We start from the raw sequence: 26013 nt of genomic DNA on the forward strand, positions 1-26013 counted from the left end.
CGGCGTGATACCTGTCCTGCCCGTGGGCCTGGGCCGCGATGTCGGTCTCGGGGACGGCGGGCGTTTTTTCGTCCATAGCGTGGTCTTATCATCGCCCGGACGCGAACGGTCAACGGCTCGTCGTTGCAAGCGCTCGCACCGCAGTGAACAGCGCTGTGTCATCCGGGGTTGCCGCCACGGCGATCGCAGCCCAACCGGACCCCGCGGCGGTGGCGATCGCGGGGCTGAACGCAGCCAGCGCGATCCGGTCGCGCGAAAGGGCGGCGGACTCGACCAGCGCACCGATCCGTTTCGCCGCGCGCGCCGAATGCAGCAGTACGACCCGGTCCTGGAGCATTCCGAGCGCTGCCGGATCGACCGCGCACGGCACGCTTTGATAGACCGGGATCACTGCGGAGACGATGCCGCCGACCTGGAGTGTGCGATCGTGCCCGGTCAAATGGAGCGCGCGCCGCACGCCGCTTCGTTCGGCCAGCGCGACGATGTCTGCCGCATTGCCGGTGCCCGATGCCAGGACGGTAAACCCGGCATCGCGCGCGGCGGTGGCGGTATGCGCGCCGACCGCGAGCACCGGCAAGCGCCGCAACGCGACGAGCGCAGGGCCGCCGAACCGGAGCGCGTTGGCGCTGGTCAGGATCAGCGCATCGTGTGCTGCCGGATCGGGCGGTGTCCAATCGAGCGGTTCGACCGCAAAGATCGGCAGCGACACCGCGTCGAACCCCGCCGCCTGCGCACGCGCCAGCGTTGCCGCATTGCCCGGCTCCGGACGCAGCACGACCAATTCCCGCGTCATTCCAGCGTCATCCCGCGAACAGCGCGCGGACCGGCGGGGGGGCGCGATCGAGCAGATCTTCGGCCAGTCGCGCGGCGAGGGTCGGATCGTCGATCGCACCCCTGACGGTTCCCGCAACATGTGCGCTGCCGTCCTCCGCGAACAGTTCGCCGCGTAGCGTCACCGCCGTCCCGTCAAGCGTCGCGAGTGCTGCGACCGGAGAATGGCAATCCGCCTGCAACACCGCCAGCAAGCCGCGTTCGAGCAGGACGCAGGCGTGGGTCGGCGCGTGGTCGATCGCGCCGAGCAGCGTGCGGACGCGCTCATCGGCGGTCCGCGCTTCGATCCCGACCGCACCCTGCGCCGGGGCGGGAAGCATCACGTCGATCGGGATGCAGCTGCCGACTTCGATTCGCCCGAGCCGTTCGAGCCCTGCCGCCGCCAGCAACGTCGCGTCGACTTCCCCGGCGGTTACCTTGGCGAGCCGCGTATCGACGTTCCCGCGCAGCAGAATCGTGACGAGATCGGGGCGCAAGCGCTTCACCTGCGCGACGCGGCGCGGCGAGCTCGTGCCGACCACCGCGCCGTCGCGCAATGCCGCAACGCTGTCCGCGCCGATGATCCGGTCGCGCACGTCGGCGCGCGGCAGCATCGCGGCGATCGTGATCGTATCGGGGCGGCCGGTTTCGACGTCCTTCATCGAATGGACCGCGAAGTCGATTTCACCGGCGAGCAGCGCCCGGTCGAGTTCCTTGGTCCACAGCGCCTTGCCGCCGATCTCGGCAAGCGCGACGTCCTGGCGGCGATCGCCGGTCGTGCGGATCGTGACGATCTCGACCGCCGCCCGGTCCCAGCCATGCGCCGCGCACAACGCTTCGCGCACCATATTAGCCTGGACGAGCGCGAGCGGTGAGCCGCGGGTTCCCAGCTTTAGCGGTTGTGTCACGGATCACCCCTTCCGCGCTTGTCATGACGAATCGACCGATCTTCGACAAGTGGGGGGCGTCGACAAGGAGGGGACAAGTCGCGGGCGAGACGGTAGGGATGGCGCATGGCACTCATTCTCGGTCTCGAATCCAGTTGTGACGAAACCGCCGCGGCGCTCGTCACGTCGGATCGTCAGGTTCTCGCACACCGCCTGGCAGGGCAGGAGGCGGCGCACCGCCCGTTCGGCGGCGTCGTTCCAGAAATCGCGGCGCGCGCGCACGTCGAAGTGCTGGCACCGCTGATCGAGGCGGCGCTGGCGGATGCAGGAGTCACGCTTGCCGAGGTCGATGCGATCGCCGCGACCGCCGGGCCGGGGCTGATCGGCGGCGTGATGGTCGGACTGGTGACGGGCAAGGCGCTGGCGCACGCCGCGGGCAAGCCGCTGATCGCGGTCAACCATCTCGAGGGGCATGCGCTCAGCCCGCGGCTGTCCGATCCCGATCTCGATTTCCCCTATCTGCTGCTGCTCGTCTCGGGCGGGCATTGCCAGTTGCTGCTGGTCGAGGGGGTCAACCGCTACCGCCGCCTCGCGACGACGATCGACGATGCCGCGGGCGAAGCGTTCGACAAGAGCGCCAAGGTGCTCGGGCTCGGTTTCCCGGGAGGTCCCGCGGTCGAGGCGGCGGCGCGGCTGGGGCGCCCGATGGTCCCGCTGCCGCGTCCGCTCAAAGGGTCGCCCGAGCCGCATTTCTCGTTCGCCGGACTGAAAAGCGCGGTCGTTCGTGCCCATGCGGCGGGAACGTGGTCGGTCGAGGACATCGCCGCGTCGTTCCAGCAGGCGGTGGTGGATTGCCTGCTCGATCGCACCGTGCGCGCGCTGGGCCGGGCGCATGGCGCGACGGCGCTGGTCGTCGCGGGCGGGGTCGCCGCCAATGGGGCGGTGCGGACGGCGCTTGCAGATCTGGCGGCGGCGAACGGGCTGCGCTTCGTCGCGCCGCCGCTATGGCTGTGCACGGACAATGCCGCGATGATCGGCTGGGCGGGCGCGGAACGCTTCGCCGCCGGGTTGACCGATCCGCTCGATGTCGCAGCGCGGCCGCGCTGGCCGCTCGATCCGGGCGCGGAAGCGGTGCGTGGTGCGGGAGTGAAGGCATGAAGATCGGAGTCATCGGCGGCGGCGCGTGGGGCACTGCGCTCGCACAGGTCGCGGCGCGCGGGGGCGAGCGCGTCTTGCTGTGGGCGCGCGAGGCGGATGTCGTCGCGGGGATCAACGCGACTCACCAGAACGACCGCTTCCTGCCCGGAATCCCGCTGCCCGAGACGATCGAGGCGACCGGGTCGCTCGGCGCGCTGTCCGCATGCGATGCGTTGCTGGTCGTCGTTCCGGCGCAGCATGTTCGCGCGGTGCTCGCCGAAACCGCGGTCGGCGCGACGCCGCTGGTGCTATGCGCCAAGGGGATCGAGGCGGGAACGCAAATGCTGGTCGGCGAGGTCGCGCGGCAGATTCATCCCGAGGCGCCGATCGCGGTGCTGTCGGGTCCGACCTTCGCGCATGAAGTGGCCGCGGGCCAGCCGACCGCGGTGACGCTGGCGTGTGCGGACGAGGCGCTCGGCGCCGCGCTGGCGGACCGGCTCGCGGGTCCGGCGCTGCGGCCTTATGCGACGACCGATGTGACCGGCGCGGAAATCGGCGGCGCGGTCAAGAACGTGCTGGCGATCGCGTGTGGCGTGGTCGAGGGCGCCGGGCTTGGCCAGAACGCGCGCGCCGCGCTGATCGCGCGGGGTTTCGCCGAGATGGTCCGGTTCGGGCTGGCGCGCGGCGCGCAGGCGGAAACCCTGAGTGGCCTATCGGGCCTCGGGGATCTGGTGCTGACTTGCTCGTCGACCAGCTCGCGCAACTTCTCGCTCGGGATCGGGCTGGGGCAGGGGAAGCGTGCAAAAGACCTGCTGTCGGACCGCGTGACGGTCGCGGAAGGCGCCGCGACCGCGCCGGTGCTGCGCGTCGCGGCGGCGGCGATCGGGGTCGAGATGCCCGTGGTCGAGGCCGTCTGCGCGTTGCTCGGCGGCGCGGACGTTGGGTCGGTGATCGAAGCGTTGCTGGCACGGCCGTTGCGCCGCGAGGTGCGGTAAAGAACGACGTCGCCGGGGTGGCTCAACCACTCCGTTCGTCCTGAGTAGCTGCTGAGCGAAGTCGAAGCGGCGTATCGAAGGACAGGTTATCGAGCGTAACAGTGCTTCGATACGAGCCCTCGATACGCCCCAAGACGGGCTACTCGGTCTCTACTCAGCACGAACGGCTAAAAGAAACGGCGTCTTACTCAAGAATGCGTCGCAGGATCTGCGCTCGACGGACATGGGTTCGAGCCCGGGTGCCCAGTGGGGTCGCTCAGAAATCGATCGCGATGCCCTTCAACTCCCAGTCGCCGTAGCGCGTGGGATCGAGCCCGAGATGGTCGCGCGCGTCGCGCGGCTCGGGTTTGGGATCGGGCGCTGGCACCGGCGTATTCTTGCTGAGATAGGCTGGTGGCTTCACATGCGGCGGACGAGCGGCCATGAGGGACTTCCTTGCAGACGCATGAGATAAGGCGTCCCCCGTCAGTTGGCGGTCCTTTGCGAAGAGTTCAAGCCCGTGACCCTCCCCCCGCCTCGTCGTTACATGCCCCGCCCCGAACCCGTCGAAGCGCCAGGCGTCCCAGCCCGCCGCGCTGCGCTCCGGATGCTCGACGCGGTGCTCCGCCAAGGATTGCCGCTCGAAGCCGCGATCGGCCGTGCGACCGCGGGGATCGACCGCGCCGATGACCGCGCGCTGGCGCATGCGATCGCGGCGGAAGTGTTGCGGCGCTTGCCCGATCTCGACGCGCTGATCGACTCGGCGACCAAGACGCGCTTGCCCGACGATTCCAAGGCGCGGTTCGCGCTGCGCATCGCGCTCGTCCAGGCGCTGTCGCTCGGCACGCCGTCGCATGCCGCGATCGCGACCGTGCTGCCGCTGGTCGACGGCGGCCCGCGCAAGCTCGTCCACGGCGTGTTCGGGACATTGTCGCGGAACGGTGACCAGCTCCCGGAACTCCCAACGCTGCCCGATCCGGTCGCGCTGCGCTGGCACGCGGCGTGGGGGGACGACGGCATCCACGCGGCGGAAGAGGCGATGGCGGCCCCCCCGCCGCTCGACCTGACGCTGGCCGATTGGGACGAGACCGCGCGGTTCGTCGAGGAGCTGGGCGGCGTCTCGTTGCTGCCTGGCCAGATCCGGATCGATTCGGCGCATGTGCCCGAACTGCCCGGGTTCGAGGAAGGCCGCTGGTGGGTGCAGGACATCGCCGCCTCGCTCCCCGCACGCTTGCTCGGCAAGGGCGCGGGCAGCGCGCTCGACCTGTGCGCGGCGCCCGGGGGCAAGACGATGCAGCTCGCGAGTGCCGGCTGGCGCGTGACCTCGGTCGATGCGTCCGAAAGTCGTCTCGCGCGACTTCACGACAATCTCGCGCGGACCGGGCTTTCGGCGGAGATCGTCCAGGCCGACGTGCTCGAATGGGCGCCACCCGCCCCGGTCGATGCGGTGCTGCTCGATGCGCCGTGCAGCGCGACCGGGATTTTCCGCCGCCACCCCGACGTGCTTCACCGCGTGCGCCCGTCGCAGATCACTGATCTTGCGGCGCTCCAGACCAGCCTGCTGACGCGCGCTGCGGAATGGGTGCGGCCGGGCGGAACGCTCGTCTTCGCGACCTGCTCGCTCGAACCCGCCGAGGGCGAGAAGCAGCGCGAACGCTTCGCCGCGGCGCGGCCCGACTTCGCGCTGGTGCCGATCGGCGCGGACGAACTCCCCGCCGGGATCGTACCTGACGCCAAGGGGTGCGTCCGCACCTTGCCCGGAATGGTCAAGCCCGGCGGCAACGACGGCTTCTTCATCGCGCGCTGGCAGCGGCGGGGTTGATTTTTCGGGGGGGGCGGGCTGTTTGTGCGCTCCCCCCAATGCCGCGATTTCCTCGCCCGACCGCAAACCAACAACCACATACAGTATTGCAAGACCCGCAGGTTCCATCGCGCGCTTGTCCCCTGCCTAGGGCGTGCTACAGGCTCGACGTACCATGTCCCAGCGCCCCGTCCGCATCGCCCCGTCCATCCTCTCGGCTGATTTCGCCAAGCTCGGCGAGGAGATCCGCGCGATCGACGCCGCCGGCGCGGACTGGATCCATGTCGATGTGATGGACGGCCATTTCGTCCCCAATATCTCGATCGGGCCGGGGGTGGTGAAAGCGATCCGCCCGCACACGACCAAGCCGCTCGACGTCCACCTGATGATCGCGCCGGTCGACCCATATCTCGAGGCGTTCGCCGAGGCGGGCGCGGACACGATCAGCATCCATGTCGAGGCGGGGCCACACACGCATCGCAGCCTTCAGCACATCCGCAGCCTCGGCAAGCGCGCGGGTGTCGTACTGACCCCGCAGACTCCGGCCAAGGCGCTCGATTACCTGCTCGATACGGTCGACCTCGTGCTGATCATGAGCGTCAATCCTGGCTTCGGCGGTCAGGCGTTCATCGAAAGTTCGCTCCGCAAGATCGAGAGCGTCCGCAAGATGATCGACAAGGGCGGCTATGCCATCGACCTCGAAGTCGATGGCGGGATCGACCTCGTTACCGCGCCGCGGGCGATCGCGGCGGGTGCGGACGCGCTTGTCGCGGGCACCGCGACTTTCCGCGGCGGGCCGGACGCCTATGCCGCCAATATCGCGGGTCTCCGCGGCTGAATGCGCGGACATCCGGTTCCAGAAGACGAAACGCAGCGCGACGGGATCGACGAGGGCAAGCGCCTGCTCCGCGTCGGTGGCGACAAGGGCCTGTCGCTTGCCGAACGGCTGTCCGAGCACTTCCACCGATTGACGTGGCGCACGCCGATCCACGGGATGCGGCTCAAGGGACGGCACCCGCTCAAGTTGATCGCAGTCCCGGACGATCCGTTCCTCGGCGACGTCGCGCGCGGCCATGCATTGCTCGACGGGGTGCTGGCATTTCGGGGTGAAACCCGCGATCTCGAGACGATCGATCTGAGCAAGCCCGACTGGTCGAAGGCGTTCGCGGAGTATCTGCACGGTTTCGCCTGGCTGCGCGACCTGTCGACGGTCGCGACGCGCGCGCAGGCGACTCCGGTCGCCGAATTTCTTATGCGGCTGTGGCTCGACGCTCATGCCGATACGGTCAGCGAGCCGGCGTGGCGCGCGGACCTGTGGGGACGCCGCATTCTGTTCTGGACCGCGCACGCCCCGCTGATCCTGTCCTCCGCCGATCTCGTCTATCGCAGTCGCGTGCTCAACACGCTGGCGCGCGGCGCCCGGCATATCGACCGTGCGGCGGAAAAAGCGCCGCAGGGCGCGCCGCGCGTTGCGGCGCTATGCGGCATGGTCGCGGCGACGTTGCTGATTCCGGGCGGTGATCCGCGTCGGTCGGTGGTCGAAGCGGCATTGTTGCGCGGGCTGCTCGCGTCGATCTACGAGGATGGCGGCAACGTTGCGCGCTCCCCCGCCGCGCAAGTCGATCTGGTGATGCTGCTGACCAGCCTGCGCGAGGTCTACGATGCGCGACGGCTCGATCCGCCCGCGTTCCTCCTGGAGACGCTGGGCAAGCTCGTCGCCGCGCTTCTCGGCATCTGCCACACGGATCGCGATCTCGGGAGCTGGCAGGGCGGCGGACCCTATGGCGCGGAGGCACTGGCGCAGGTGATCGCGGCGAGCGGCGTCCGTACTCGTCCGCTGCGGCAAGCGCGCGACTGGGGGTATCAACGGCTCGCAGCCGGGTCCGCGGTCATGCTGCTGGACGGCGCCCCCCCGCCGGTGGCGCGCCTGGTAGAGGGCGGTTGCGCCTCGACGCTCGCGATCGAAGTCTCCGACGGGCCCGACCGCATCATCGTCAATTGCGGTGGTGCGCGCAGCGGGATCGCGCAGCTTCCGGTCGATCTGAGCGAGGGGCTGCGGACCACCGCGGCGCATTCGACGCTCGTGCTGGGCGACAGCAATTCGACCGCGATCCACGCCGATGGTACGCTCGGCCGTGGCGTCGCCGAAGTCGAACTGGTCCGCCAGGAAAGCGAAATGTCGAGCCGGATCGAAGCAAGCCACGACGGCTATGTCCGCCGGTTCGGCCTGCTCCATCGCCGCCAATTGGTAATGACCAACGACGGCCGCGAAATTCGCGGTGAGGACGTGCTGTTGCCCGCGCCAAAACAGCGCAAGATCCAGCCGTCCGTTTTCGCGATCCGCTTCCACCTCGGGTTCGGGGTGCAGGTGTCGCCGACCGCAGACGGGATGGCGGCGTTGCTGCGTTTGCCCGGCGGCGGCATGTGGCAGTTCCGCTGCCGCGGCGGGATGCTCACGGTCGAGGACAGTCTGTGGATCGATGCCGAGGGGCGCCCGCACGCGACCTTCCAGCTCGTCGTTTCTGGGGAAGCGCCTGCCGGCGGTGCGAATGTCGGCTGGGTTCTCAAGCGCGCGCATTGAATTTCGCGGGCTGAGCGGGCAGGGGGTGCGCGACATTCCTCCCGCCTTCCTTCCCCCGGAGCCAAGCCGCCATGACCACCATCCCGATCCGCCGCGCGCTGCTGTCGGTGTCCGACAAGACCGGCATCGTCGATCTCGCCAAAGGGCTGGCTGAGCACGGCGTCGAGCTCGTCTCGACCGGCGGCACCGCCAAGGCGCTGCGCGACGCTGGGCTCGAGGTGCGTGATATTTCGGACCTGACCGGCTTCCCCGAAATGATGGACGGTCGCGTCAAGACGCTCCACCCGGTGGTCCACGGCGGGCTGCTCGCGGTGCGCGACGATGCGGCGCATGTCGCGTCGATGGAGGAGCACGGGATCGGTGCGATCGATCTGGTCGTGGTCAACCTCTATCCGTTCGAAGCGACCGTCGCAAAGGGCGCGGAACGGGACGAAATCATCGAGAATATCGACATAGGCGGTCCCTCGATGGTGCGTTCTGCGGCAAAGAACCACGCTTTCGTCGCGATCGTGACCGATCCGGCGGACTATGCGCTGGTCGCGGGCGGCAGCACGACGCTGGCAGATCGCCGCAAGTTCGCCGCCAAGGCCTATGCCGCGACCGCCGCCTATGACGGCATGATCGCGACGTGGTTCGGCCAGGTCGACCAGGGCGAAGCCTTCCCCGAGACGCTCGCGATCACTTTGCAGCGTGGCCAGTCGCTGCGCTACGGCGAGAATCCGCACCAGTCGGCGGCCTTCTACACCGCAGGCGGCAGCGCGCCGCGCGGAATCGGTCAGGCCCGGCAGGTGCAGGGTAAAGAGCTCAGCTACAACAACCTCAACGACGCGGATGCCGCGCTCGACCTGATCAGCGAGTACCGTGACGCCGCGCCGACCTGCGTGATCGTCAAGCACGCCAACCCATGCGGCGTCGCGACTGGCGAGACGCTCGAAGCGGCCTATGGCGCTGCTTTTGCTTGCGATACGGTGTCGGCGTTCGGCGGGATCATCGCGCTCAACCGCCGGCTCGACGGTGCGACCGCGCGCGCGATCGCGGGGATCTTCACCGAGGTCGTGGTGGCCCCGGACGCGGACGAGGAAGCGCTCGCGATCTTCGCGGCGAAGAAGAACCTGCGCCTGCTGCTGACCGGCGAGCTCCCCGATCCGGCGCGGGCGGGTCTGCTCGCCAAGGCGATCACCGGCGGCTGGCTCGTCCAGAGCCGCGACGGCGAATCCAGTCCCGAGATGAAGGTCGTCACCAAGCGTGCACCGACCGAGCAGGAACTCGCCGACTGCCGCTTTGCCTGGACGGTCGCCAAGCACGTCAAGTCGAACGCGATCGTCTACGCCAAGGGCGGCAGCACCGCCGGCATCGGCGCGGGGCAGATGAACCGGCTCGAATCCGCGCGGATCGCCGCGTGGAAGGCGAAGGACGCCGCCGACAAGGCAGGCTGGGGTGAGCCGCGCACGATCGGCTCGGCGGTCGCGTCGGACGCGTTCTTCCCGTTCGCCGACGGGCTGATGGCGGCGGTCGAGGCAGGCGCGACGGCTGTGATCCAGCCGGGCGGCTCGATCCGCGACGACGAAGTGATCGCGGCGGCGGATGCGGCGGGCCTCGCGATGGTGTTCACCGGGGTGCGCCACTTCCGGCATTGATCGGGCGGAGTTCCGCTTCCGAACCCACCGTCATCCCCGCGTAGGCGGGGGATCCATACTGGCTGGCTGTGCCCGTTACCGAACTACGGCGCTAATGGATTCCCGCCTTCGCGGGAATGACGGAAGGGGGCAACTCAGGCCAACCCTGTCCGCAGCTTACCCTGCTACTGCCGGCTTCCGACGAATTAGCGCGCGGTCCTCCTCTCGGAACGCCCAGCGGTACAGCACGTAGAGATAGATCGCCGCCATCACCGGCTCGCCGATCGCGAGCTCGGCCCATTCGTAGCGTTTGGGGAGCGCGGTGAACAAACCCCCGGCCACGCAGGTCGCGAGCACCGCCCACACCATCGCCCAGCGCCAGCCCGCGACAGGCGCCTTGAGCAACCGCGACAGATAGGTCGACTTGATGACCGAGGTGATCGACACCGAAACGAACAGTGCGACCGCTGGCCCCGCCGCCTGATACGCGACTGGCCAGCCGACAGTCTTCATCGCGAAGATCAGCCCGTAGCTCAACCCTACCTGGAACAGCAGCATGCCGATTGAAATCGCCATGTTCTGCAACCGCGCGATATACACCAATGCGGATTCGCATACCGCGCCGGTCGAGGCGGCGGCTTCCGCGAACAGCAGGAAAGACAGCGCTGCCGTTCCCGCGACGAATTGCGGGCCGACCGTCCCCATCACTGCTTCGCCCGGGATCGAGCCCATCAGCGCAAGCCCCGTCTGCGCGGCGAGGATCCAGAAGCCGACCTGCCGGACCTGTGCCGCGACGGCATTCGTGTCGCCGCGCGCAAGGCTGGTGGTAATGACGGGACCGAGGATCGGATCGAAGCTCGTCTTGAGCTTGCCCGGGATCGACGCGACCTGTTGCGCCATCCAGTAGATTCCAACGATGCGGGGTTCGAACATCAGGAACAGGATCGAGCGGTCGACGTTGCGCGTCCCCCATTCGAGCGCATCCGCGCCGGCAAGCGGTGCGTTGCGGCGAATCAAAGCGATCGTTCGGCCCGGATGTAGCCGCCATCCAACGGGCGCGCCATAGCTCCGCCAGAACGGCACCAGCGATGCGACGAGCGCGGCGATCATCGACAGCATGTAGGCGATCACCAACCCGTCATGCGGTGCGATGGGATAGAGCACCCCCGCCGCGATCGAGATCGTCCACGGCTCGATCACCGCGCGTGCGGTGACCGTTGCCTTGACGTTGCGGCGATAGGCAAGCGCCGCGAGCGTGATGTCCGACCAGGCGGTGAAGACGATGATGCACGGCAGTAGCCGTTCGAGCCCGGTCGGCGCGCTATTGTGATACATCAGGTCGGGGAGCAGCAGCAGGATCCCGCTCGCGGTGAACGAGGCGAGCGCGGCGACGACGAGACAATCCCACACGATATCGACATGCGGACGATCGGTATCCGATATCGCAAGCGCCAGGCCCCGCTTAAGTCCGAAGGTCGCGAGCAACGCCGCCACCTCGACGAACAGCACTGCGCGCGCGAAGGTGCCGAGCGTATCCGGCCCGTACAGCCGACCTGCGATGAACAGGAACGGGATTCGCGCGACGAGCCGCATCAGGAAGCCGAGGATGTTAGTCCGGCCACCCTTGGCAAGCGCATTGATCTCGTCGTCCGTGCCCCCACGGTCGGTCGGGACGCCCCCCGTTACTGGCGTCAATGCGCGGCCCCCCAGCTCAGGCCAGTGCCGATCTCGATGCCGAGCGGCACGCTGAGCTGGACGACGGGTTCGGCGGCAGTCGCCATCACGCGCTCGATTACCGGCTTGGCCGCGGCGACGTCACCTTCGGGGAGTTCGAACACGAGTTCGTCATGCACCTGCAACAGCATCCGCACGTTGGTCAGGCCCGCCTCGAGCAACGCCGGGCCCATCCGCACCATCGCGCGCTTGATGATGTCGGCGGACGTACCCTGGATTGGTGCGTTAATCGCGGCGCGCTCGGCCCCCTGGCGTTCGTGCTGGATCTTGGAGGCAATGCGCGGGAAGTGCGTCTTCCGCCCGAACAAGGTGGTGGTGTAGCCGTTCGCACGCACCGTCTCGGTGGTTTGCGCGATGTAATTGCGAATGCCGGGGAAGCGATCGAAATAGCGATCGATCATCGCCTGCGCTTCGTCCGCGGTCACATCGAGACGGCCCGCAAGACCCCAGCGGCTGATGCCGTAGAGGATCGCAAAGTTGATCGTCTTGGCGCGTCCGCGCGTATCGCGGTTGACCTCGCCGAACAGCTCCTGCGCGGTCAGGCTGTGGATGTCGGCACCGCTGGCGAACGCATCGCGAAGCTGTGGGACGTCCGCCATATGCGCAGCCAGACGCAGTTCGATCTGCGAGTAATCCGCTGCTAGCAGGACGTTGCCGGGCTCCGCCACGAACGCGTCGCGGATCTGGCGGCCGATTTCGGTGCGGATCGGGATGTTCTGCAAATTTGGGTCGGTCGATGACAGCCGCCCGGTCTGCGCGCCGGTCAGCGAGTAGGACGTATGGACGCGGCCCGTCGCGGGATTGATCTGCGCCTGCAGCGCATCGGTATACGTCGACTTGAGCTTGGACAGCTGCCGCCATTCGAGCACCTTGGTCGCAATGTCCTTGCCCGGAGAATCCTTGTCCGCGGCGATCCGCTCGAGTTCGGTGACGTCGGTCGAGTAAACCCCGGACTTGCCCTTGCGCCCGCCCTTGATCCCCATTCGCTCGAACAGCACGTCGCCCAATTGCTTGGGGCTGCCGATCGTGAAGGCACCGCCCGCGAGCGCGTGGATGTCGACTTCAAGCGCGCCGATCTGCGTCGAGAATTCGCCCGACAGTTGCGCGAGCCGTTCGCGATCGACCTTGATCCCGTGCCGCTCCATCTGCGCGATGACGGGCGCGAGCGGGCGATCGACCATCTCGTAGACGCGCGTCGCGCCCTCGGCGGCGAGGCGCGGCTTGAAGCGACGCCACAGCCGCAGCGTCACGTCGGCGTCTTCGGCGGCGTAGCGGGTGGCGGCGACGAGATCGATTTCGTTGAAGGTCCGCTGCGACTTGCCGACGCCGACCACGTCCTTGAACGCGATGCAGCTGTGCGACAGATGCGTCGCGGCGAGCTCGTCCATGCTGTGTCCGTGGAGCCCCGCGTCGAGATCGAAGCTCATCAGGATCGTGTCGTCGAACGGCGCGACGCCGACGCCCAAACGCCCGAGCACGATCATGTCGTATTTGAGGTTATGCCCGATCTTGAGGACCGACGGGTCCTCGAACAACGGCTTCAACTTCGCCAGCGCGACTTCGACCGTCAGCTGTTCCGGCTTTTCCGCGAACAGCCCGCTACCGCCATGCGCGAGCGGGACATAGCAGGCGAGGTTGGGATGCAGCGCCATGCTGATTCCGACGAGGTCGGCGCGAGTCGCATCGATCCCGGTGGTCTCGGTATCGATCGCGATCCAGCCCTGATGTCGCGCGAGCGTGATCCAGCGATCGAGCGCGGCCTCGTCCACGACGGTCTCGTATGAGTCGACCTCGCACGGCGGATCCTGCTCGGTCGGGACGGACTTGGGTGCAGGGACCGGCGCATCCGCGACCGCCGACAGCTTGGCCAGCAGCGAGCGGAACCCGTGATGCTCGAGGAACGCCCGCAGCGGCGCATCGGGAATGCCCTTGAGTTCGAGATCCTCGAGCGGCTCGGGCAAGGCGACGTCGCACTTGAGCGTCACCAGCTCCTTGGACAGCCGCGCCATGTCAGCATGTTCGATCAGATTATCGCGCAGCTTGCCCTTCTTCATCCCCTCGGCCGAGGCGAGGACGGACTCAAGATCGCCATGTTCGAGGATCAATTTCGCGGCGGTCTTGGGGCCGACGCCGGGGACGCCCGGCACGTTGTCGACGCTATCGCCCATCAGCGCGAGCACGTCGCCGAGTTGCGCGGGCGTGATGCCGTGGAATTTCTCCGCAACATGCTCCGCGCCAAGGCGGCGGTTGTTCATCGTGTCGTACATGTCGAGCCCAGGCTCGATCAGCTGCATCAGATCCTTGTCCGACGACACGATCGTCACTTCCCACCCCTGCGCGAGCGCGGCGCGCGAATAGCAGGCGATGATGTCGTCCGCCTCCAGCCCCTCGGTCTCGATGCACGGCAGCGAGAAGGCGCGCGTCGCATCGCGGATCATCGGGAACTGCGGCACCAAATCCTCGGGCGGCGGCGGGCGGTGCGCCTTATACTGGTCGTACAGGTCATTGCGGAAAGTCTTGGACGACTTGTCGAGGATGACCGCCATATGCGTCGGGCCGTCCGCGGCATGCACCTCGTCCGCGAGCTTCCACAGCATCGTGGTATAGCCATAGACCGCGCCGACCGGCTCGCCATGCTTGTTGGTGAGCGGGGGGAGGCGGTGATAGGCGCGGAAAATGTATCCCGAGCCATCGACAAGATAAAGATGCGGCATTTTGCCGCGATAGCAGCGCCTGTGCCCTAGCAGAAGCCCGCTTTGCGCTCAGCCGTGTGAGCGGGCACCGTTCGTACGGCGAGTGGTCGCGGACGCGGTGCTGGCATGGGTGGCAACGACGCTTGACACCACCGCCTGCATCAACGCCTGCCGTGCCGGGATCGGCCGGAGCGTATCGCCGATCATCACCGCGATTGCGTAAGTCCGCCCATCCGGCGCGATCAACAGGCCGACGTCGTTATAGCCCGCGGTCCGACCGGCAAAATCCTGTCCCGTCCCGGTCTTGTGCCCGAAGCTCCACCCGGTCGGCACCGCACCGCGCAGCCGCATCTTGCCGGTATGCGAGGATTGCATCGTCCCGATCAGATAGGAGGTCGATTCCGCCGACAACAGTCCACCGCGCTTGAGCCGGGCGAGGGCACTCGCGATCGCGGCGGGGGCGGCGCCATCGGGCGGACTGGCGACATAGCGGTTGAAGGCGGCAAGCCGCTCGGCGCGAGGCAACGCGTTACGCGCGCGATTGAACCCGTCGTTGAAGGCATAGGACGGTTGCCAGGTCAGCCCAGCGGTGCCCGCCTGGAGCATCCGCTCGCCCGGCCCGAAGCCGATCGCGCCCAGCCCCTTGCGTGTGACGAAGCTCCGTACCGCGCCGGGTCCGCCGACAAGGCGCAGCAACCGATCGTTTGCCGTATTGTCGCTCATCGTCAGCGCGCGCTGGAGCAGTTCGCCGACGGTCGTGCGATAGCCGGTACCGCTTCGGATCAACCCCGCGATCGGCTGATGGAACAGCGTGATGTCGTCGCGCGTCAGCGTGATCGGATCGTCCAGCCGCAGCTTGCCCGCATCGCGCGCGGACAGAACGGTCATCGCGACCCACAATTTGCTGACGCTCTGCTGCGGCAAACGCTGGTTGCCGCCTGCATCGATCATCCAGCCGTCGTCGACGCTACGCACCGCGACGCCGACCTTGCCGTTGAAGTTGCGCACGAGCTGCGAAACGGTGGCGGCAAGCATCGGCGGGGCGGGCAGCACGCGCTGTCCCGTCGAGGGCCCCGAGCGCGGTGGGATTGCGACGATCAGCGGGGATTGCGCGCCCGTGCTGCTCGCGGCCTGGACATGCGCGTCATAACCGCACGCGCACAAGGCGGCGGTCAGCGCGAGCAGGGCTACGGGTTTGGAGAAAGAGCGAGGAAGAATGTACGAACCCACCGAATATTATCCCCACCCCTGCTTACGCTCTGGATCGTTGCGATAAGGCCTTATCATGTCCCAGGAATGGCTGCGGCGGTTCAGTGCGACAAGGTGCCTTGCCGGCGCGACGAGGCGGGGCAGCTCCCCTGCCGCGCTACACCAGCGTGGTCAGCCGTCGCCGACGCGCTCGATGTCCGCGCCGACCGCGCTCAATTTCTCCTCGAGCCGTTCATAGCCGCGATCGAGATGATAGACGCGGCTGACCTGGGTCTCACCCTGCGCGACCAGCCCGGCGATGATCAGGCTCATCGACGCGCGCAGATCGGTTGCCATCACCGGGGCGCCGACCAGCCGGTCAACGCCGCGCACGACCGCGGTGCGGCCCGAGACATGAATGTCCGCCCCCATCCGCGCAAGCTCGGGCACGTGCATATACCGGTTCTCGAAGATCGTCTCGGTGAGCGTGCTTTCGCCGGGGGCCATGCACAGCATCGCCATCAACTGCGCCTGCATGTCGGTGGCGAAGCCGGGGAAGGGCGCGGTCGACAGCGTAACCGGACGCAGCGGGCCGTTCGCTTCGACGAACAAATTCTCGCCGCGCTCCTCGATCGTCACGCCCGCTTGGCGCAGCGCCTCGATCGTGGCGAGCATGTCGCTCGCCTTCACGCCGACGAGTTCGAGCGACCCGCCCGTGATCGCCGCGGCACAGGCATAGCTGCCCGCCTCGATCCGGTCGGGCATCACGCGGTAGGTCGCGCCGTGGAGCCGGTCGACGCCCTCGATTTCGAGCGTTTCGGTGCCGATCCCGGAAATCTTCGCGCCCATCGCGACCAGCAAGTTGCAAAGATCGACGATCTCGGGCTCGCGCGCCGCATTCTCGATCCGGCTGCCGCCGCGTGCCAGCGATGCCGCCATCACGACGTTCTCGGTCGCGCCGACCGAAACGACCGGGAAACGGTAGGTGCCGCCCGACAGCCGCCCGCCGGGCGCGATCGCCTTGACATAGCCCGCCGCCATTTCGAGCTGCGCGCCGATCGCTTCCAGCGCCTTCAGATGCAAGTCGATCGGGCGATTGCCGATCGCGCAGCCTCCGGGCAGCGACACCGTCGCCTCGCCCGCGCGCCCCAGCAACGGGCCGAGCACCAGGATCGACGCGCGCATCTTGCGGACGATGTCATAGGGGGCCTCGGTCGCAGTCAGCTTGCCCGCGCGGATCGTCATCACGCGGCCGAAATCTTCCGGGCGTGCGCCTTCGATCCGGGTCGAGCAACCGAGCTGGTTGAGCAGATGCCCGAAACTGTCGACGTCGGCGAGCCGCGGCAGGTTGCGGAGCGTCACCGGTTCCTCGGTCAGCAACGCGCACGGCATCAGCGTGAGCGCGGCGTTTTTCGCACCGGAAATGGGAAGACGGCCTGAGAGGCGGTTGCCGCCCCGAATGAGAATACGGTCCATCGATCTCGTTTATCGTCTTGCCCCGCTTGCGCAAGCCGATGCGACGGGAATCGCCTTTCGCACGTCTCGTTCGAACGATTGATCGACTTTAAGGCAAAGTTTTCGGCAGACTGCTCTGTGCACAAGCAGAACAAGGGGTGATCACTGCGTGCCACAAAGTTGTTTCGCCGATCGTCTCGGCGACATCGCGGACCTGACGCCGTCGGAACGAATGGCGCTGGACCGGCTCGAAGAGCGCGAGCGTCTGCTCCGCCGCAACATGACGTTGCAGCGGGAAAACGACCGCGCGACCGAAATGTACGTTTTGCGCAAGGGAACGATGATGAGTTCCGTGCTGCTTGATGACGGCAGCCGGCAAATCCTCCGCTTCCATTTCGCCGGCGACCTGCTTGCGGTCACCAACATGATCTATGGCGACGCGACAGAGACGATCACTGCGTTGAGCGACTGCGTCGTAGCGCCGTTCGACCGATCCGTGCTGAGCGCGTTGATGCTGGCGCAGCCCCGGATCGCGGCGTTGATTCTCATCTACAACCAGATCGAGCGCGCGGCGTTGACCGACCGGTTGGCTGCGATCGGGCGGACGTCGGCGAAGGCGCGAGTCGCGGCGACACTGGTGGAAATCCGCAACCGGATGAAGATGCTCGACCGATCGATCACGAGCAGCTTCGTGCTGGGGCTGACGCAGGAAGAGATCGGCGATGCCACCGGGCTAACCGCAGTGCACGTCAATCGAATGCTGCGGCAGCTCGAGGAGGAAAAACTGATCGTGCGGGAAGCGGGTCGCGTTCGGTTCCTCGACGAACCGAAATTGATGCGTGCGGCGAATTACATCGATCGCTACGCCGACCTCGATCTTGCGTGGCTACCGGCCGCCGCCTGACACGCCGGTGGCGGTGTCAGACCTTCTCGAGCATGCATTGCAACGGATGCTGGTTCTGCCGGGCGAATTCGATCACCTGCGCGACCTTGGTCTCGGCGACTTCGTAACTGAAGATTCCGCACACTCCGACGCCCTTCTGGTGGACGTGCAGCATCACGCGAGTCGCGGCTTCCATATCCATCCGGAAGAAGCGCTGGAGCACCAGCACCACGAATTCCATTGGGGTGTAATCGTCGTTGAGCAACAGGACGCGGTAGGGCGTCGGCTGCTTGGTCTTGGAACGCGTACGCGTAGCGACTCCGGTGCTGCCGTCCCGATCGGAATCGTCGGTTCCGTCGTCGCGGCGCTCAGCCATGGAGGTGGGGGTTGGGTCGGTCATGCAACGCTAAAATATGGCATTGCGCCCCCTCAGGGCAAGGGGTCCACACAAAGGAAAAGGGCGACTCCCTATCGGGAGCCGCCCTTCGCCAGCGTAGCGGGAGGTCGCTTTATGCGACGACCTTTACCTTTTCGACCGCAACCGCGACGCGGTTCGAGATCGGCTGGGCGATTTCGCCGAGCAGCTTGACGTAACCCTCAGTGAACTTGGCGGTTTCCGCCATCATCGAATCCATCGCCTGCTTGGTCATCTCGCTGTGGAGCTTGAAGAACTCGGTCGGCGACTTGATCGACGCGAACTGGCTGGCGGTGGTGTTGGCCTTCTCGACCGACGTGCGGACATAATCGCTGGTGTAACGTGCGATGTCCTCGGCGCCCTTCGCCGCGATCTTGCTCGACTCGACGACGGCCTCGAGGTTGCCCTTCGAGAATTCGCTCAGCTCTGCGATCATCTTGGAGCCCTTCTCCATCGCGGTCTTCGCACGATCGTTCACATCGGCGAACATCGTCGTGGCCTGGGTCTGCGCGGTTTCGGCAGCGGTGTTGATCGTTGCGTCCATGGTGCTCGTGTCCTTCTGCATGATGGCCGTCGCAGGCGCGATGGCGGGGGTGGAGGTGGCTGGAGGAGAAATGGCTGGAGTGGTGGATGGCGTTGGGATTTCGTCCGAAGCCGAAACCACCGGTGCCGCAACGGGCGCCACGGCGGGTTCGGCGGCCTTTTCGGCAGGCGGCGGGCTGACAGGCTGTGCAACGGCGGGGGTTGCGGGTGCTGCTGCCGCGACGGGCTTCGCGGGTTCGACCGGCACTTGGACCGCAAGAGGGGCGGACTTTGCGACCGGACCGCGTTTGGGGGTGAGCTTCGGAGCAGAGACGATGGGGGCGGGGTGCGCGACGAACGGCACCGGCGGCGAATCGGACGTCGCGTTCGCGCCGCTCACGACTGGCTTGACGATCCGCTTCGACGCGACGGATTTCGGGCCTTTGGTGGCCATGACCGGGTTCTCCTGCAGCACTTATGCTGCGGCGCAATATACCCCAAGTCGTGAACCGGCGCAAGGTTAATGGTGCACTGCAGCATTCATAATGTGCAGTGCGCAGGATATTGGAATTGCGGGCTTATCGAGTCCTTACGTAGTTCCCCGGAGCCTCCCCCAGGGCGGGCAGCGAACCTGCTCCGGGAACGCGTGGGCCATCCGCCGAAACCGGATCATCGCCAAGGCTGCGGAGCCATTCGCGCCAGTCCGGCCACCAGCTTCCCTTGGTCTCGGTTGCGCCCGCGACAAAGTCCTCGAATCGCTCGACGGGCTTGGGATTGAGCCAATATTGGTATTTCTGTGCCGACGGCGGATTGACCACGCCCGCGATATGCCCCGATCCCGCCAGGACGAAGCGTCTCGGTCCGACGAAATGGTGCATCATCGCCCACACGCTTTCAGCGGGAGCGATATGATCTTCGCGCCCCGCCTGGATGTAGGCTGGCGTCGCGACTTGCGACAGGTCGATCGGCGTCCCCAGCGCGGACATTGCGCCGGGTTTGACGAGACGGTTGTCGCGGTACAGATCGGTCAGATAGGCGATGTGCCACTCGGCGGGTAGGTTGGTCGTGTCGCCGTTCCAGTGGAGCAGGTCGAACGGCGCATAGTCCTTCCCCAGCAGATAGTTGTTGGTGACGTAGTTCCAGATCAGGTCGCGCCCGCGCAGCTGGTTGAACACCGCCGCCATGTAACGCCCGTCGAGGAAGCCGTCGGGCGTCAGCGATCGGATCAGCGCGAGCTGGTCGTCCGCGACGAAATGGAGCAATTCGCCCGCCTTCTCGAAATCGACCTGAGCGGTAAAGAACGTCGCGCTGGCAACCTTGTCCGCTTCCCCACGCGCGGCGAGGATTGCAAGCGTCGCCGCCAGCGTGGTGCCTGCGACGCAATAACCGATCGTATGGACGGCGGGCACGTCGAGCGCGCCGCGGATCGTGTCGATCGCGTCGATTTGCGCGGCGATGTAATCATCCCACACGACATGCTTCATCGTCGCGTCCGCCGAGCGCCACGACACCATGAACACGGTGATGCCCTGTTCCACCGCCCAGCGGATGAAGCTCTTTTCGGGGCTGAGGTCGAGGATGTAGAAGCGGTTGATCCACGGTGGGAAGATTACCAGCGGAGTGGCCAGAACATTCTCAGTGGTCGGGCTGTACTGGATCAGTTCGTACAAGTCGGTGCGATGAACCACCTTGCCCGGCGTCATCGCGATGTTGCGACCGAGTTCGAACGCGCTCTGGTCGGTATGCGTCAACTGCCCCTTGCCGAGATCGGCGAGCATGTTCTGCAGGCCCTTCAGCAGGTTCTCGCCGCGCGTCTCGATCGTCTTCTCGATGACTTCGGGGTTGGTCGCTGGGAAATTGGTCGGGCTCATCGCATCGAGGAAACCACGCGCCGTAAAGCGCATATGGTCCCGCTGCTTGTCGTCGACTCCGTCCAGCGCCTCGATCTGCGCGAGCATCGTGTCGGATACGAGGAAATAGCTCTGGCGGATGAAGTCGAACACCGGGTCGTCGTGCCAGCGCGAGTCCTTGAAGCGCCTGTCGCGCGCCCGTTCGGGGGATTCGGCGCGGGGTGCTGGCTGCGCGGGGTCGAGCATCCGCTGCCACAGCGACAGGCTTTGCGTCCAGAAATCCTGCGTCCGCGCGATCGTCGCGGGATCGGTCAGGCCGGGGATTGCCGGAAACAGCGGGTTGCTCGCGCTCATCGTGGCAAGGCCTTGTTCGAGCAGCATTTGCTGCGCCCGCCCGAGCACCCACGTCCAGTGCTGCATGTCGGCGAGGCTGGGTGGCGGGGTGCTCGGCGGCGTGGTGGTATCCGAATCGGCCATGGCATCCTCGATCCTGTTTGGTCTCTTCTATCGCACGGACGCAGCGGCGTCATGCCGGATCGCGCGCTCAATCAACCGCTTGAACGCATTGCGAAGTTCCGGGCGGGGGGAGAGACCGGGCTGCATCGGCCCCCCACTTTTGCGGATGATGGTCGCTTTGGGGGCCGTTTCATGCCGAACAGCGTCCATGGGGTGACGAACCGTGCGCGTTTGGCGTAAGGTTCTGTCTCCTCAAGCCAGGTTTCGCGCAATGTCCGAAGATTTCTACCGTATCAAACGCCTGCCACCCTATGTCATCGCCGAAGTCAACGCGATGCGGGCGGCGGCGCGCGCGGGCGGGGAGGACATCATCGACCTCGGCATGGGCAACCCCGATCTGCCGCCCCCGCCGCATGTGATCGAGAAGCTGATCGAGGTCGTGCGCAAGCCCGATGCGCATGGCTATTCGCAGTCCAAGGGGATCCCCGGGCTGCGTCGCGCGCAGGCGAATTATTATGGGCGCCGGTTCGGGGTCGATCTCGATCCTGAGACCGAGGTGGTCGTGACGATGGGCTCGAAAGAGGGACTCGCCAGCCTCGCCACCGCGATCACCGCGCCGGGCGACGTCGTGCTCGCACCCAACCCGTCCTACCCGATCCACACCTTCGGTTTCATCATCGCCGGCGCGACGATCCGCGCGGTGCCGACCACGCCCGACGAAGCGTATTTCGAATCGCTCGAGCGCGCGATGGCGTTTACCGTGCCGCGTCCGTCGGTTCTGGTGGTCAACTATCCGTCGAATCCGACCGCGGAAGCCGTGGATCTCGCGTTTTACGAACGCCTCGTCGCGTGGGCGAAGCAGAATCAAGTCTGGATCGTATCCGATCTCGCCTATTCCGAGCTGTATTACGACGGCAATCCGACGCCTTCGATCCTGCAGGTGCCGGGTGCCAAGGACATTGCGGTGGAGTTCACATCGCTGTCCAAGACCTATTCGATGGCGGGGTGGCGGATCGGGTTCGCGGTCGGCAACGCCAAGCTGATCGCGGCGATGACGCGGGTGAAATCGTATCTCGATTACGGCGCCTTCACGCCGATCCAGGCGGCGGCGTGCGCTGCGCTCAACGGCCCACAGGACATCGTCGAGGCGAACCGGCAGCTGTACCACAAGCGCCGCGACGTGATGGTCGAGAGCTTCGGGCGCGCCGGATGGGACATTCCCGCCCCGCGCGCGTCGATGTTCGCCTGGGCGCCGCTCCCGCCCGCGCTCGCGCACCTAGGTAGCCTTGAGTTCTCCAAACAATTGCTGACAAGCGCCAACGTCGCGGTTGCGCCAGGGGTGGGGTATGGCGAGAACGGAGAAGGCTTTGTGCGCATCGCGATGGTCGAGAACGAACAACGGTTGCGGCAGGCCGCGCGCAACGTGAAGAAGTATCTCCAGTCGATGGGCGTCAACACGCCGAGCGCCAAGGCCGGTTGATCCCAGCCGGATGATTACGCCACTGTATTCGCTGGCCGGCGTGCTCGTCGGCCTGATCGTCGGGCTGACCGGGGTCGGCGGCGGCTCGTTGATGACGCCGCTGTTGGTGCTCGCCTTCGGTTTCCATCCGGCGACCGCGGTCGGCACCGATCTGCTGTATGCCTCCGCCACCAAGTCGGTGGGGACGACGGTGCACGGCTGGCGTGGCACGGTCGACTGGGGAGTCGTCGGAAGGCTCGCCGCGGGGAGCGTTCCCGCCGCGATCCTGACGCTCGTCATTCTGCACTACGAAGGCGAGCGATCGGCCAATACCGGGCATGTCATCTCGGTCGTGCTCGGGATCACCTTGCTGTTGTCGGGGCTTGCGACGCTGCTCCGGCGGCGGATCGTCACAGCGCTGTCCGCGCGTCTCGGCGCGGTCGGGTCGCGGCGGCAGGCGCGGTTGACGATCCTTCTCGGCGCGGTGCTCGGCGTGCTGGTGTCGCTGACCTCGGTCGGGGCAGGGGCACTCGGGATGACCGCGTTGCTGATCCTGTACCCGACGTTGCCGATCAACCGTCTCGTCGGGTCGGACATCGCGCATGCGGTGCCGCTGACCCTGCTCGGCGGGATCGGGCACTGGATCCTCGGTTCGGTCGACGGATCGTTGCTGGTGTCGCTGCTACTCGGGTCGATCCCGGGAATCATCGTTGGCAGCTTGATCGCGACGCGTGTTTCGGACCGCGTGCTCAGCCCGATCCTTGCGGTCGTGCTGGCGCTCGTCGGCATCAAGCTGCTGCTGTGACGGATCCGCACGGTCCGGGCCGCCCCGGCTTCGCCTTTTCGACGCGGTTTCGCGTGCGTTATGCCGAGATCGACGGGCAGAAGGTCGTCTTCAATTCGCGCTACCTCGAATATGCCGACGTCGCCGTCACCGACTTCTGGGACTGGACCGGGATCGGCGCGGCGCTGGGCGCGGCGTGGCACGACACCGAATTCCACGTGCGCCATACCGCGATCGACTATCTCAAGCCGTTCGTCTGGGGCGATACGATCGAAGCGTTCGTGCGGATCGATCGGATCGGCCGCTCGAGCCTGACGCAACGGTTCGAGCTGTGCCACGCAGAAACGGGCGACCTGCATACGGTGATCGAGATGACGGTGGTCAACGTTCATCTGCCGACCGGCAAGGCCGTCGCGATCGCGGAGGACGTTCGGGGGTTTCTGGAACGGCTATAGGCGGGGGAGGGTCGCCGTTTCGCTAGAACCGCCGCGCGATCCACCCCGCCGCCCAGCCGAACAGCACCGACAGCGCTACCGCGACCAATCCGTACGCGATCGACCAATGCTCGGCGGAGTAAGCGACGAAGCGCTCGAACCCGGATTTGCGAATCTCGATCTCGCGCGTCGCGGCGGCGAGCACGCGACCGTCGCGGATCAGGAAGGTCTCCGCGGTGAACCGCCCGACCGGCACGCGCGCGGGAATCGCGACGCGGGCGCGGTACAGCACCCCGTCGGTAATCTCGACTGCGCCTGGTGATTCGACGTACAGCGCCGACCGTCCCTTCAGATCGACAAGCCCGCGCGCGAACCGGTCCTGCTCCGATGGCGGCGCGCTGGAGGCGGGAGACAATTGCAGGCTGCCGAGCCCGAGTTCGTAGATCGCGCGAGTCCGCGCGTTCATCAGCTGCTCGATTGGCCGGGACGAGGCGATCGCGTAATAGCTCGGCGCGGAACGATAGCGCAGCCGCGCCGCATTGACCCAGATCAGCCCGCCGAGCTTGTCCTTCTCACGCACCAGGATCGATTGCGTCGGCCCTTTTACCACCACGACGATGTCGGTCGGCTTGGTATCGTCGGGCAAGCGTCCGCCCGGATAGAGGATCGCGCCGAACAGCAGCAGATCGGCACCGGTGAAGCTGTAGCGGATCTCGATGTCGCGCTGCGACACGTCGGGGACGAGGACGGGCTTGGACGCGGTCTGCGCCATCAGCAGCGGTGCCGCCAGCGCGGCGAGCAGCCACCGCTTCACGACAGCTCGACCGAGTAGATCTCGTCCGGACGCCAGCCCAGCCCAAGCGCGATCCGCCCCGCCACCAGCAACACGATGATCGCGAGCGCAAGCCGGAGATATTCGGGCTTCACCTTGCTCGCGAACCGCGCGCCGACCTGGGCGCCGGCGACCGAGCCGACCAGCAGCAGCACCGCGAGCACGATATCGACCGCCTTGGTCGTCGTCGCGTGCACCATCGTCGCGGTCGCGGTGACGAACAACGTCTGGAACAGCGACGTGCCGACGACGACCTGCGTCGTCATGCCGAGCAGATAGAGCATCGCGGGCACCAGAATGAACCCGCCGCCCACCCCGAGCAGGATCGTCAGGATCCCCACCCCGAAGCCAAGCAACAGCGGCGCGAGCGGCGAGATATACAGCCCCGAGCGATAAAAGCGCGTCCGCAGCGGGAGCGCCGCGACGAGCGGGTGATGCCGCCGCTTGCGCGGTCGCGCCGCCGCGCCCGACCGCATCGCGCGAATCGCGCCGAACGCCTCGACCGCCATCATGCTGCCGATCGATCCGAGCAGCAGGACGTAGACGATCGCGATCACGGTATCGATCTGCCCGCTTGCCTGGAGCAGCCGGAAGATCCAGCCGCCCGCGACCGACCCGACCATCCCACCCGCGACGAGCACCCCACCCATCTTGAAGTCGACGCCCTGCCGGCGAACATGCGCGAACACGCCCGACACGCTCGCGCCGGTCACTTGGCTCGCGGCGGAGGCGGCGGCGACGGTCGGGGGGATGCCGTAGACGATCAGCAACGGCGTGATCAGGAATCCGCCGCCGACGCCGAACATCCCCGACACGAAGCCGACCCCGCCGCCCAGCAGGATGATGACCAGTGCATTGACCGAGAGATTCGCGATGGGCAGGTAAATGTCCATGGTCCCCATGCGATAGCGCGGCGCGATCAAAGCCGCGACTCAGAAATCGGTGCCCAGCGTCAGCACCGGTCCCGACCCCGGCAGCGCGCGCCCCGCAATCCGCTCGCGCCAGTCGAGTGTCATCCGCAGCGTCTTGTCGGCGACCGGTACGGAGACCGCGAGCGTCGGGCCGACATCGAGCCGCGCCGCCCCGCGTTGCGCGCCGCCCCATGCCCCCGCGCCAAGCGCGACCCGCGCCCCGCCGACGCGGGCGACGTCATGAGTCAGCCGCAGCGCGCCGTCGGCATAAGGTTCGGTGCGCGTGCGGTGGAGCACGCCCGCTTGCCCATAGCCTTCCGCGCGGATCTTCGGCAGCACGGCAACCGGACCGAACCCGCCGACCAGCCCGATCCCGGGCCCGCCCGTTCCAGAGCCCAGCACGAAGCGATGTTCGGCCACCAGCCGCATGGGCAACCGCGTCGGTTGCCATTCGAGGCCGACCGACGCCTCGCGCAGACCCGCGCCGAACGGGGTGGTCAACCGCCCCGAGATCGCCACGCGCCCGCGTCGGTCGAGCGACCGGACGATCCGGATGCCCGCTTGCGATCCGCCCAATTGTCCCCCGGTCAC

At 66.9% G+C, this 26013-nt stretch carries 22 protein-coding genes and 1 pseudogene; 10 read left to right on the plus strand and 13 right to left on the minus strand.

The annotated features are described in order from the left end of the window. Positions 1–109: 109 nt before the first annotated feature. A complete protein-coding gene (locus tag QBJ92_RS18835; RefSeq protein ID WP_277971223.1) occupies positions 110–793 on the minus strand; it encodes a uroporphyrinogen-III synthase in 684 nt (227 codons plus the stop codon). A gap of 7 nt (positions 794–800) precedes the next feature. After that, positions 801–1718: a hydroxymethylbilane synthase gene (gene hemC, locus QBJ92_RS18840; RefSeq protein ID WP_277971224.1), complete on the minus strand. Its 918-nt coding sequence runs from the start codon at positions 1716–1718 to the stop codon at positions 801–803. A gap of 105 nt (positions 1719–1823) precedes the next feature. Here hemC and tsaD point away from each other — a divergent pair, with 105 nt between their 5' ends. Both tsaD and QBJ92_RS18850 read left to right on the plus strand, forming a co-directional pair. Continuing rightward, complete coding sequence (gene tsaD, locus QBJ92_RS18845) at positions 1824–2855, plus strand: tRNA (adenosine(37)-N6)-threonylcarbamoyltransferase complex transferase subunit TsaD (RefSeq protein ID WP_277971225.1); 1032 nt, start codon at positions 1824–1826, stop codon at positions 2853–2855. Continuing rightward, positions 2852–3829, plus strand: coding sequence for an NAD(P)H-dependent glycerol-3-phosphate dehydrogenase (locus QBJ92_RS18850; protein ID WP_277971226.1), 978 nt, complete (start codon positions 2852–2854; stop codon positions 3827–3829). Before tsaD ends, QBJ92_RS18850 begins: the two co-directional genes overlap by 4 nt. A gap of 256 nt (positions 3830–4085) precedes the next feature. Here the strand turns inward: QBJ92_RS18850 and QBJ92_RS18855 are convergent, their stop codons facing one another. Further along, on the minus strand, positions 4086–4253 hold the full coding sequence (locus tag QBJ92_RS18855; protein ID WP_242137985.1) for a DUF1674 domain-containing protein: 168 nt from the start codon (positions 4251–4253) through the stop codon (positions 4086–4088). Between the two features lie 102 nt (positions 4254–4355). On the opposite strand from QBJ92_RS18855, the gene QBJ92_RS18860 reads away from it, so the two are divergent. The 4 genes from QBJ92_RS18860 (at position 4356) to purH (ending at position 9827) form a co-directional block, all read left to right on the plus strand. After that, the gene (locus tag QBJ92_RS18860; RefSeq protein ID WP_277971240.1) at positions 4356–5630 is read left to right on the plus strand and encodes an RsmB/NOP family class I SAM-dependent RNA methyltransferase; all 1275 of its coding nucleotides are present in this window, start codon (positions 4356–4358) and stop codon (positions 5628–5630) included. Positions 5631–5784: 154 nt separating this feature from the next. Further along, positions 5785–6447, plus strand: a complete 663-nt coding sequence (gene rpe / locus QBJ92_RS18865) for a ribulose-phosphate 3-epimerase (RefSeq protein WP_277971227.1) — start codon at positions 5785–5787, stop codon at positions 6445–6447. Continuing rightward, positions 6448–8190 carry a heparinase II/III family protein gene (locus QBJ92_RS18870; protein ID WP_277971228.1) on the plus strand — a complete coding sequence of 581 codons (1743 nt, stop codon included), beginning with the start codon at positions 6448–6450 and terminating at the stop codon, positions 8188–8190. A gap of 71 nt (positions 8191–8261) precedes the next feature. Continuing rightward, entirely contained in the window at positions 8262–9827 is a 1566-nt protein-coding gene (purH, locus tag QBJ92_RS18875; protein WP_277971229.1) for a bifunctional phosphoribosylaminoimidazolecarboxamide formyltransferase/IMP cyclohydrolase, read from the plus strand. A 156-nt stretch (positions 9828–9983) separates the two neighbouring features. Here the strand turns inward: purH and QBJ92_RS18880 are convergent, their stop codons facing one another. The 4 genes from QBJ92_RS18880 to murA all read right to left on the minus strand — a co-directional run bounded on the left by QBJ92_RS18880 (position 9984) and on the right by murA (position 16897). Beyond that, entirely contained in the window at positions 9984–11399 is a 1416-nt protein-coding gene (locus QBJ92_RS18880) for a lipopolysaccharide biosynthesis protein (RefSeq protein WP_277971241.1), read from the minus strand. A 98-nt stretch (positions 11400–11497) separates the two neighbouring features. Next, positions 11498–14254 (minus strand): DNA polymerase I, encoded by a 2757-nt coding sequence (gene polA, locus QBJ92_RS18885; protein WP_277971230.1) that lies wholly within the window; start codon positions 14252–14254, stop codon positions 11498–11500. A 48-nt stretch (positions 14255–14302) separates the two neighbouring features. Further along, complete coding sequence (locus QBJ92_RS18890) at positions 14303–15463, minus strand: serine hydrolase (protein ID WP_277971231.1); 1161 nt, start codon at positions 15461–15463, stop codon at positions 14303–14305. Positions 15464–15613: 150 nt separating this feature from the next. Beyond that, on the minus strand, positions 15614–16897 hold the full coding sequence (gene murA / locus QBJ92_RS18895; RefSeq protein ID WP_277971232.1) for a UDP-N-acetylglucosamine 1-carboxyvinyltransferase: 1284 nt from the start codon (positions 16895–16897) through the stop codon (positions 15614–15616). A 211-nt stretch (positions 16898–17108) separates the two neighbouring features. On the opposite strand from murA, the gene QBJ92_RS18900 reads away from it, so the two are divergent. After that, a complete protein-coding gene (locus tag QBJ92_RS18900; RefSeq protein WP_277971242.1) occupies positions 17109–17780 on the plus strand; it encodes a Crp/Fnr family transcriptional regulator in 672 nt (223 codons plus the stop codon). 16 nt (positions 17781–17796) lie between these two features. Here the strand turns inward: QBJ92_RS18900 and clpS are convergent, their stop codons facing one another. The 3 genes from clpS to QBJ92_RS18915 form a co-directional block, all read right to left on the minus strand. Next, positions 17797–18135, minus strand: a complete 339-nt coding sequence (gene clpS, locus QBJ92_RS18905; RefSeq protein ID WP_277971243.1) for an ATP-dependent Clp protease adapter ClpS — start codon at positions 18133–18135, stop codon at positions 17797–17799. A gap of 133 nt (positions 18136–18268) precedes the next feature. Then, a complete protein-coding gene (locus QBJ92_RS18910; RefSeq protein WP_277971233.1) occupies positions 18269–19150 on the minus strand; it encodes a phasin family protein in 882 nt (293 codons plus the stop codon). A gap of 124 nt (positions 19151–19274) precedes the next feature. Continuing rightward, positions 19275–21023, minus strand: coding sequence for a PHA/PHB synthase family protein (locus QBJ92_RS18915; protein WP_277971234.1), 1749 nt, complete (start codon positions 21021–21023; stop codon positions 19275–19277). 250 nt (positions 21024–21273) lie between these two features. Between QBJ92_RS18915 and QBJ92_RS18920 the strand changes: the two genes are divergently transcribed. Genes QBJ92_RS18920 through QBJ92_RS18930 form a run of 3 tightly spaced genes read left to right on the plus strand, consistent with a single transcriptional unit; the run spans position 21274 to position 23700 of the window. Then, positions 21274–22482, plus strand: coding sequence for an LL-diaminopimelate aminotransferase (locus QBJ92_RS18920; RefSeq protein ID WP_277971235.1), 1209 nt, complete (start codon positions 21274–21276; stop codon positions 22480–22482). A 10-nt stretch (positions 22483–22492) separates the two neighbouring features. Beyond that, positions 22493–23266 (plus strand): sulfite exporter TauE/SafE family protein, encoded by a 774-nt coding sequence (locus QBJ92_RS18925; protein WP_277971236.1) that lies wholly within the window; start codon positions 22493–22495, stop codon positions 23264–23266. Continuing rightward, the gene (locus QBJ92_RS18930) at positions 23263–23700 is read left to right on the plus strand and encodes an acyl-CoA thioesterase (protein WP_277971237.1); all 438 of its coding nucleotides are present in this window, start codon (positions 23263–23265) and stop codon (positions 23698–23700) included. Before QBJ92_RS18925 ends, QBJ92_RS18930 begins: the two co-directional genes overlap by 4 nt. A 22-nt stretch (positions 23701–23722) precedes the next feature. Here QBJ92_RS18930 and QBJ92_RS18935 read toward each other — a convergent pair whose 3' ends face one another. From QBJ92_RS18935 to QBJ92_RS18945, 3 genes and pseudogenes are all read right to left on the minus strand, one after another. Then, complete coding sequence (locus QBJ92_RS18935; RefSeq protein ID WP_277971238.1) at positions 23723–24493, minus strand: TIGR02186 family protein; 771 nt, start codon at positions 24491–24493, stop codon at positions 23723–23725. Then, positions 24490–25404, minus strand: a complete 915-nt coding sequence (locus tag QBJ92_RS18940; RefSeq protein WP_277971239.1) for a sulfite exporter TauE/SafE family protein — start codon at positions 25402–25404, stop codon at positions 24490–24492. Before QBJ92_RS18940 ends, QBJ92_RS18935 begins: the two co-directional genes overlap by 4 nt. Positions 25405–25443: 39 nt before the next feature. Further along, a pseudogene (locus QBJ92_RS18945) lies at positions 25444–26013 on the minus strand (hypothetical protein); the annotation flags it as partial.

The organism is Sphingomonas echinoides (genome assembly GCF_029623395.1).
Classification (GTDB): Bacteria; Pseudomonadota; Alphaproteobacteria; order Sphingomonadales; family Sphingomonadaceae; genus Sphingomonas; species Sphingomonas echinoides_A.

What these genes read in the sequence shown, in the direction of transcription:
- QBJ92_RS18860 (WP_277971240.1), top strand. Translation starts at nt 4,356, where the DNA reads ATGCCCCGCCCCGAACCCGTCGAAGCGCCAGGCGTCCCAGCCCGCCGC.
- polA (WP_277971230.1), bottom strand. Translation starts at nt 14,254, where the DNA reads ATGCCGCATCTTTATCTTGTCGATGGCTCGGGATACATTTTCCGCGCC.
- QBJ92_RS18835 (WP_277971223.1), bottom strand. Translation starts at nt 793, where the DNA reads ATGACGCGGGAATTGGTCGTGCTGCGTCCGGAGCCGGGCAATGCGGCA.
- QBJ92_RS18850 (WP_277971226.1), top strand. Translation starts at nt 2,852, where the DNA reads ATGAAGATCGGAGTCATCGGCGGCGGCGCGTGGGGCACTGCGCTCGCA.
- clpS (WP_277971243.1), bottom strand. Translation starts at nt 18,135, where the DNA reads ATGGCTGAGCGCCGCGACGACGGAACCGACGATTCCGATCGGGACGGC.
- QBJ92_RS18870 (WP_277971228.1), top strand. Translation starts at nt 6,448, where the DNA reads ATGCGCGGACATCCGGTTCCAGAAGACGAAACGCAGCGCGACGGGATC.
- QBJ92_RS18940 (WP_277971239.1), bottom strand. Translation starts at nt 25,404, where the DNA reads ATGGACATTTACCTGCCCATCGCGAATCTCTCGGTCAATGCACTGGTC.
- tsaD (WP_277971225.1), top strand. Translation starts at nt 1,824, where the DNA reads ATGGCACTCATTCTCGGTCTCGAATCCAGTTGTGACGAAACCGCCGCG.
- murA (WP_277971232.1), bottom strand. Translation starts at nt 16,897, where the DNA reads ATGGACCGTATTCTCATTCGGGGCGGCAACCGCCTCTCAGGCCGTCTT.
- QBJ92_RS18925 (WP_277971236.1), top strand. Translation starts at nt 22,493, where the DNA reads ATGATTACGCCACTGTATTCGCTGGCCGGCGTGCTCGTCGGCCTGATC.
- QBJ92_RS18900 (WP_277971242.1), top strand. Translation starts at nt 17,109, where the DNA reads ATGGCGCTGGACCGGCTCGAAGAGCGCGAGCGTCTGCTCCGCCGCAAC.
- purH (WP_277971229.1), top strand. Translation starts at nt 8,262, where the DNA reads ATGACCACCATCCCGATCCGCCGCGCGCTGCTGTCGGTGTCCGACAAG.
- QBJ92_RS18910 (WP_277971233.1), bottom strand. Translation starts at nt 19,150, where the DNA reads ATGGCCACCAAAGGCCCGAAATCCGTCGCGTCGAAGCGGATCGTCAAG.
- QBJ92_RS18915 (WP_277971234.1), bottom strand. Translation starts at nt 21,023, where the DNA reads ATGGCCGATTCGGATACCACCACGCCGCCGAGCACCCCGCCACCCAGC.
- QBJ92_RS18880 (WP_277971241.1), bottom strand. Translation starts at nt 11,399, where the DNA reads ATGCGGCTCGTCGCGCGAATCCCGTTCCTGTTCATCGCAGGTCGGCTG.
- QBJ92_RS18920 (WP_277971235.1), top strand. Translation starts at nt 21,274, where the DNA reads ATGTCCGAAGATTTCTACCGTATCAAACGCCTGCCACCCTATGTCATC.
- rpe (WP_277971227.1), top strand. Translation starts at nt 5,785, where the DNA reads ATGTCCCAGCGCCCCGTCCGCATCGCCCCGTCCATCCTCTCGGCTGAT.
- QBJ92_RS18855 (WP_242137985.1), bottom strand. Translation starts at nt 4,253, where the DNA reads ATGGCCGCTCGTCCGCCGCATGTGAAGCCACCAGCCTATCTCAGCAAG.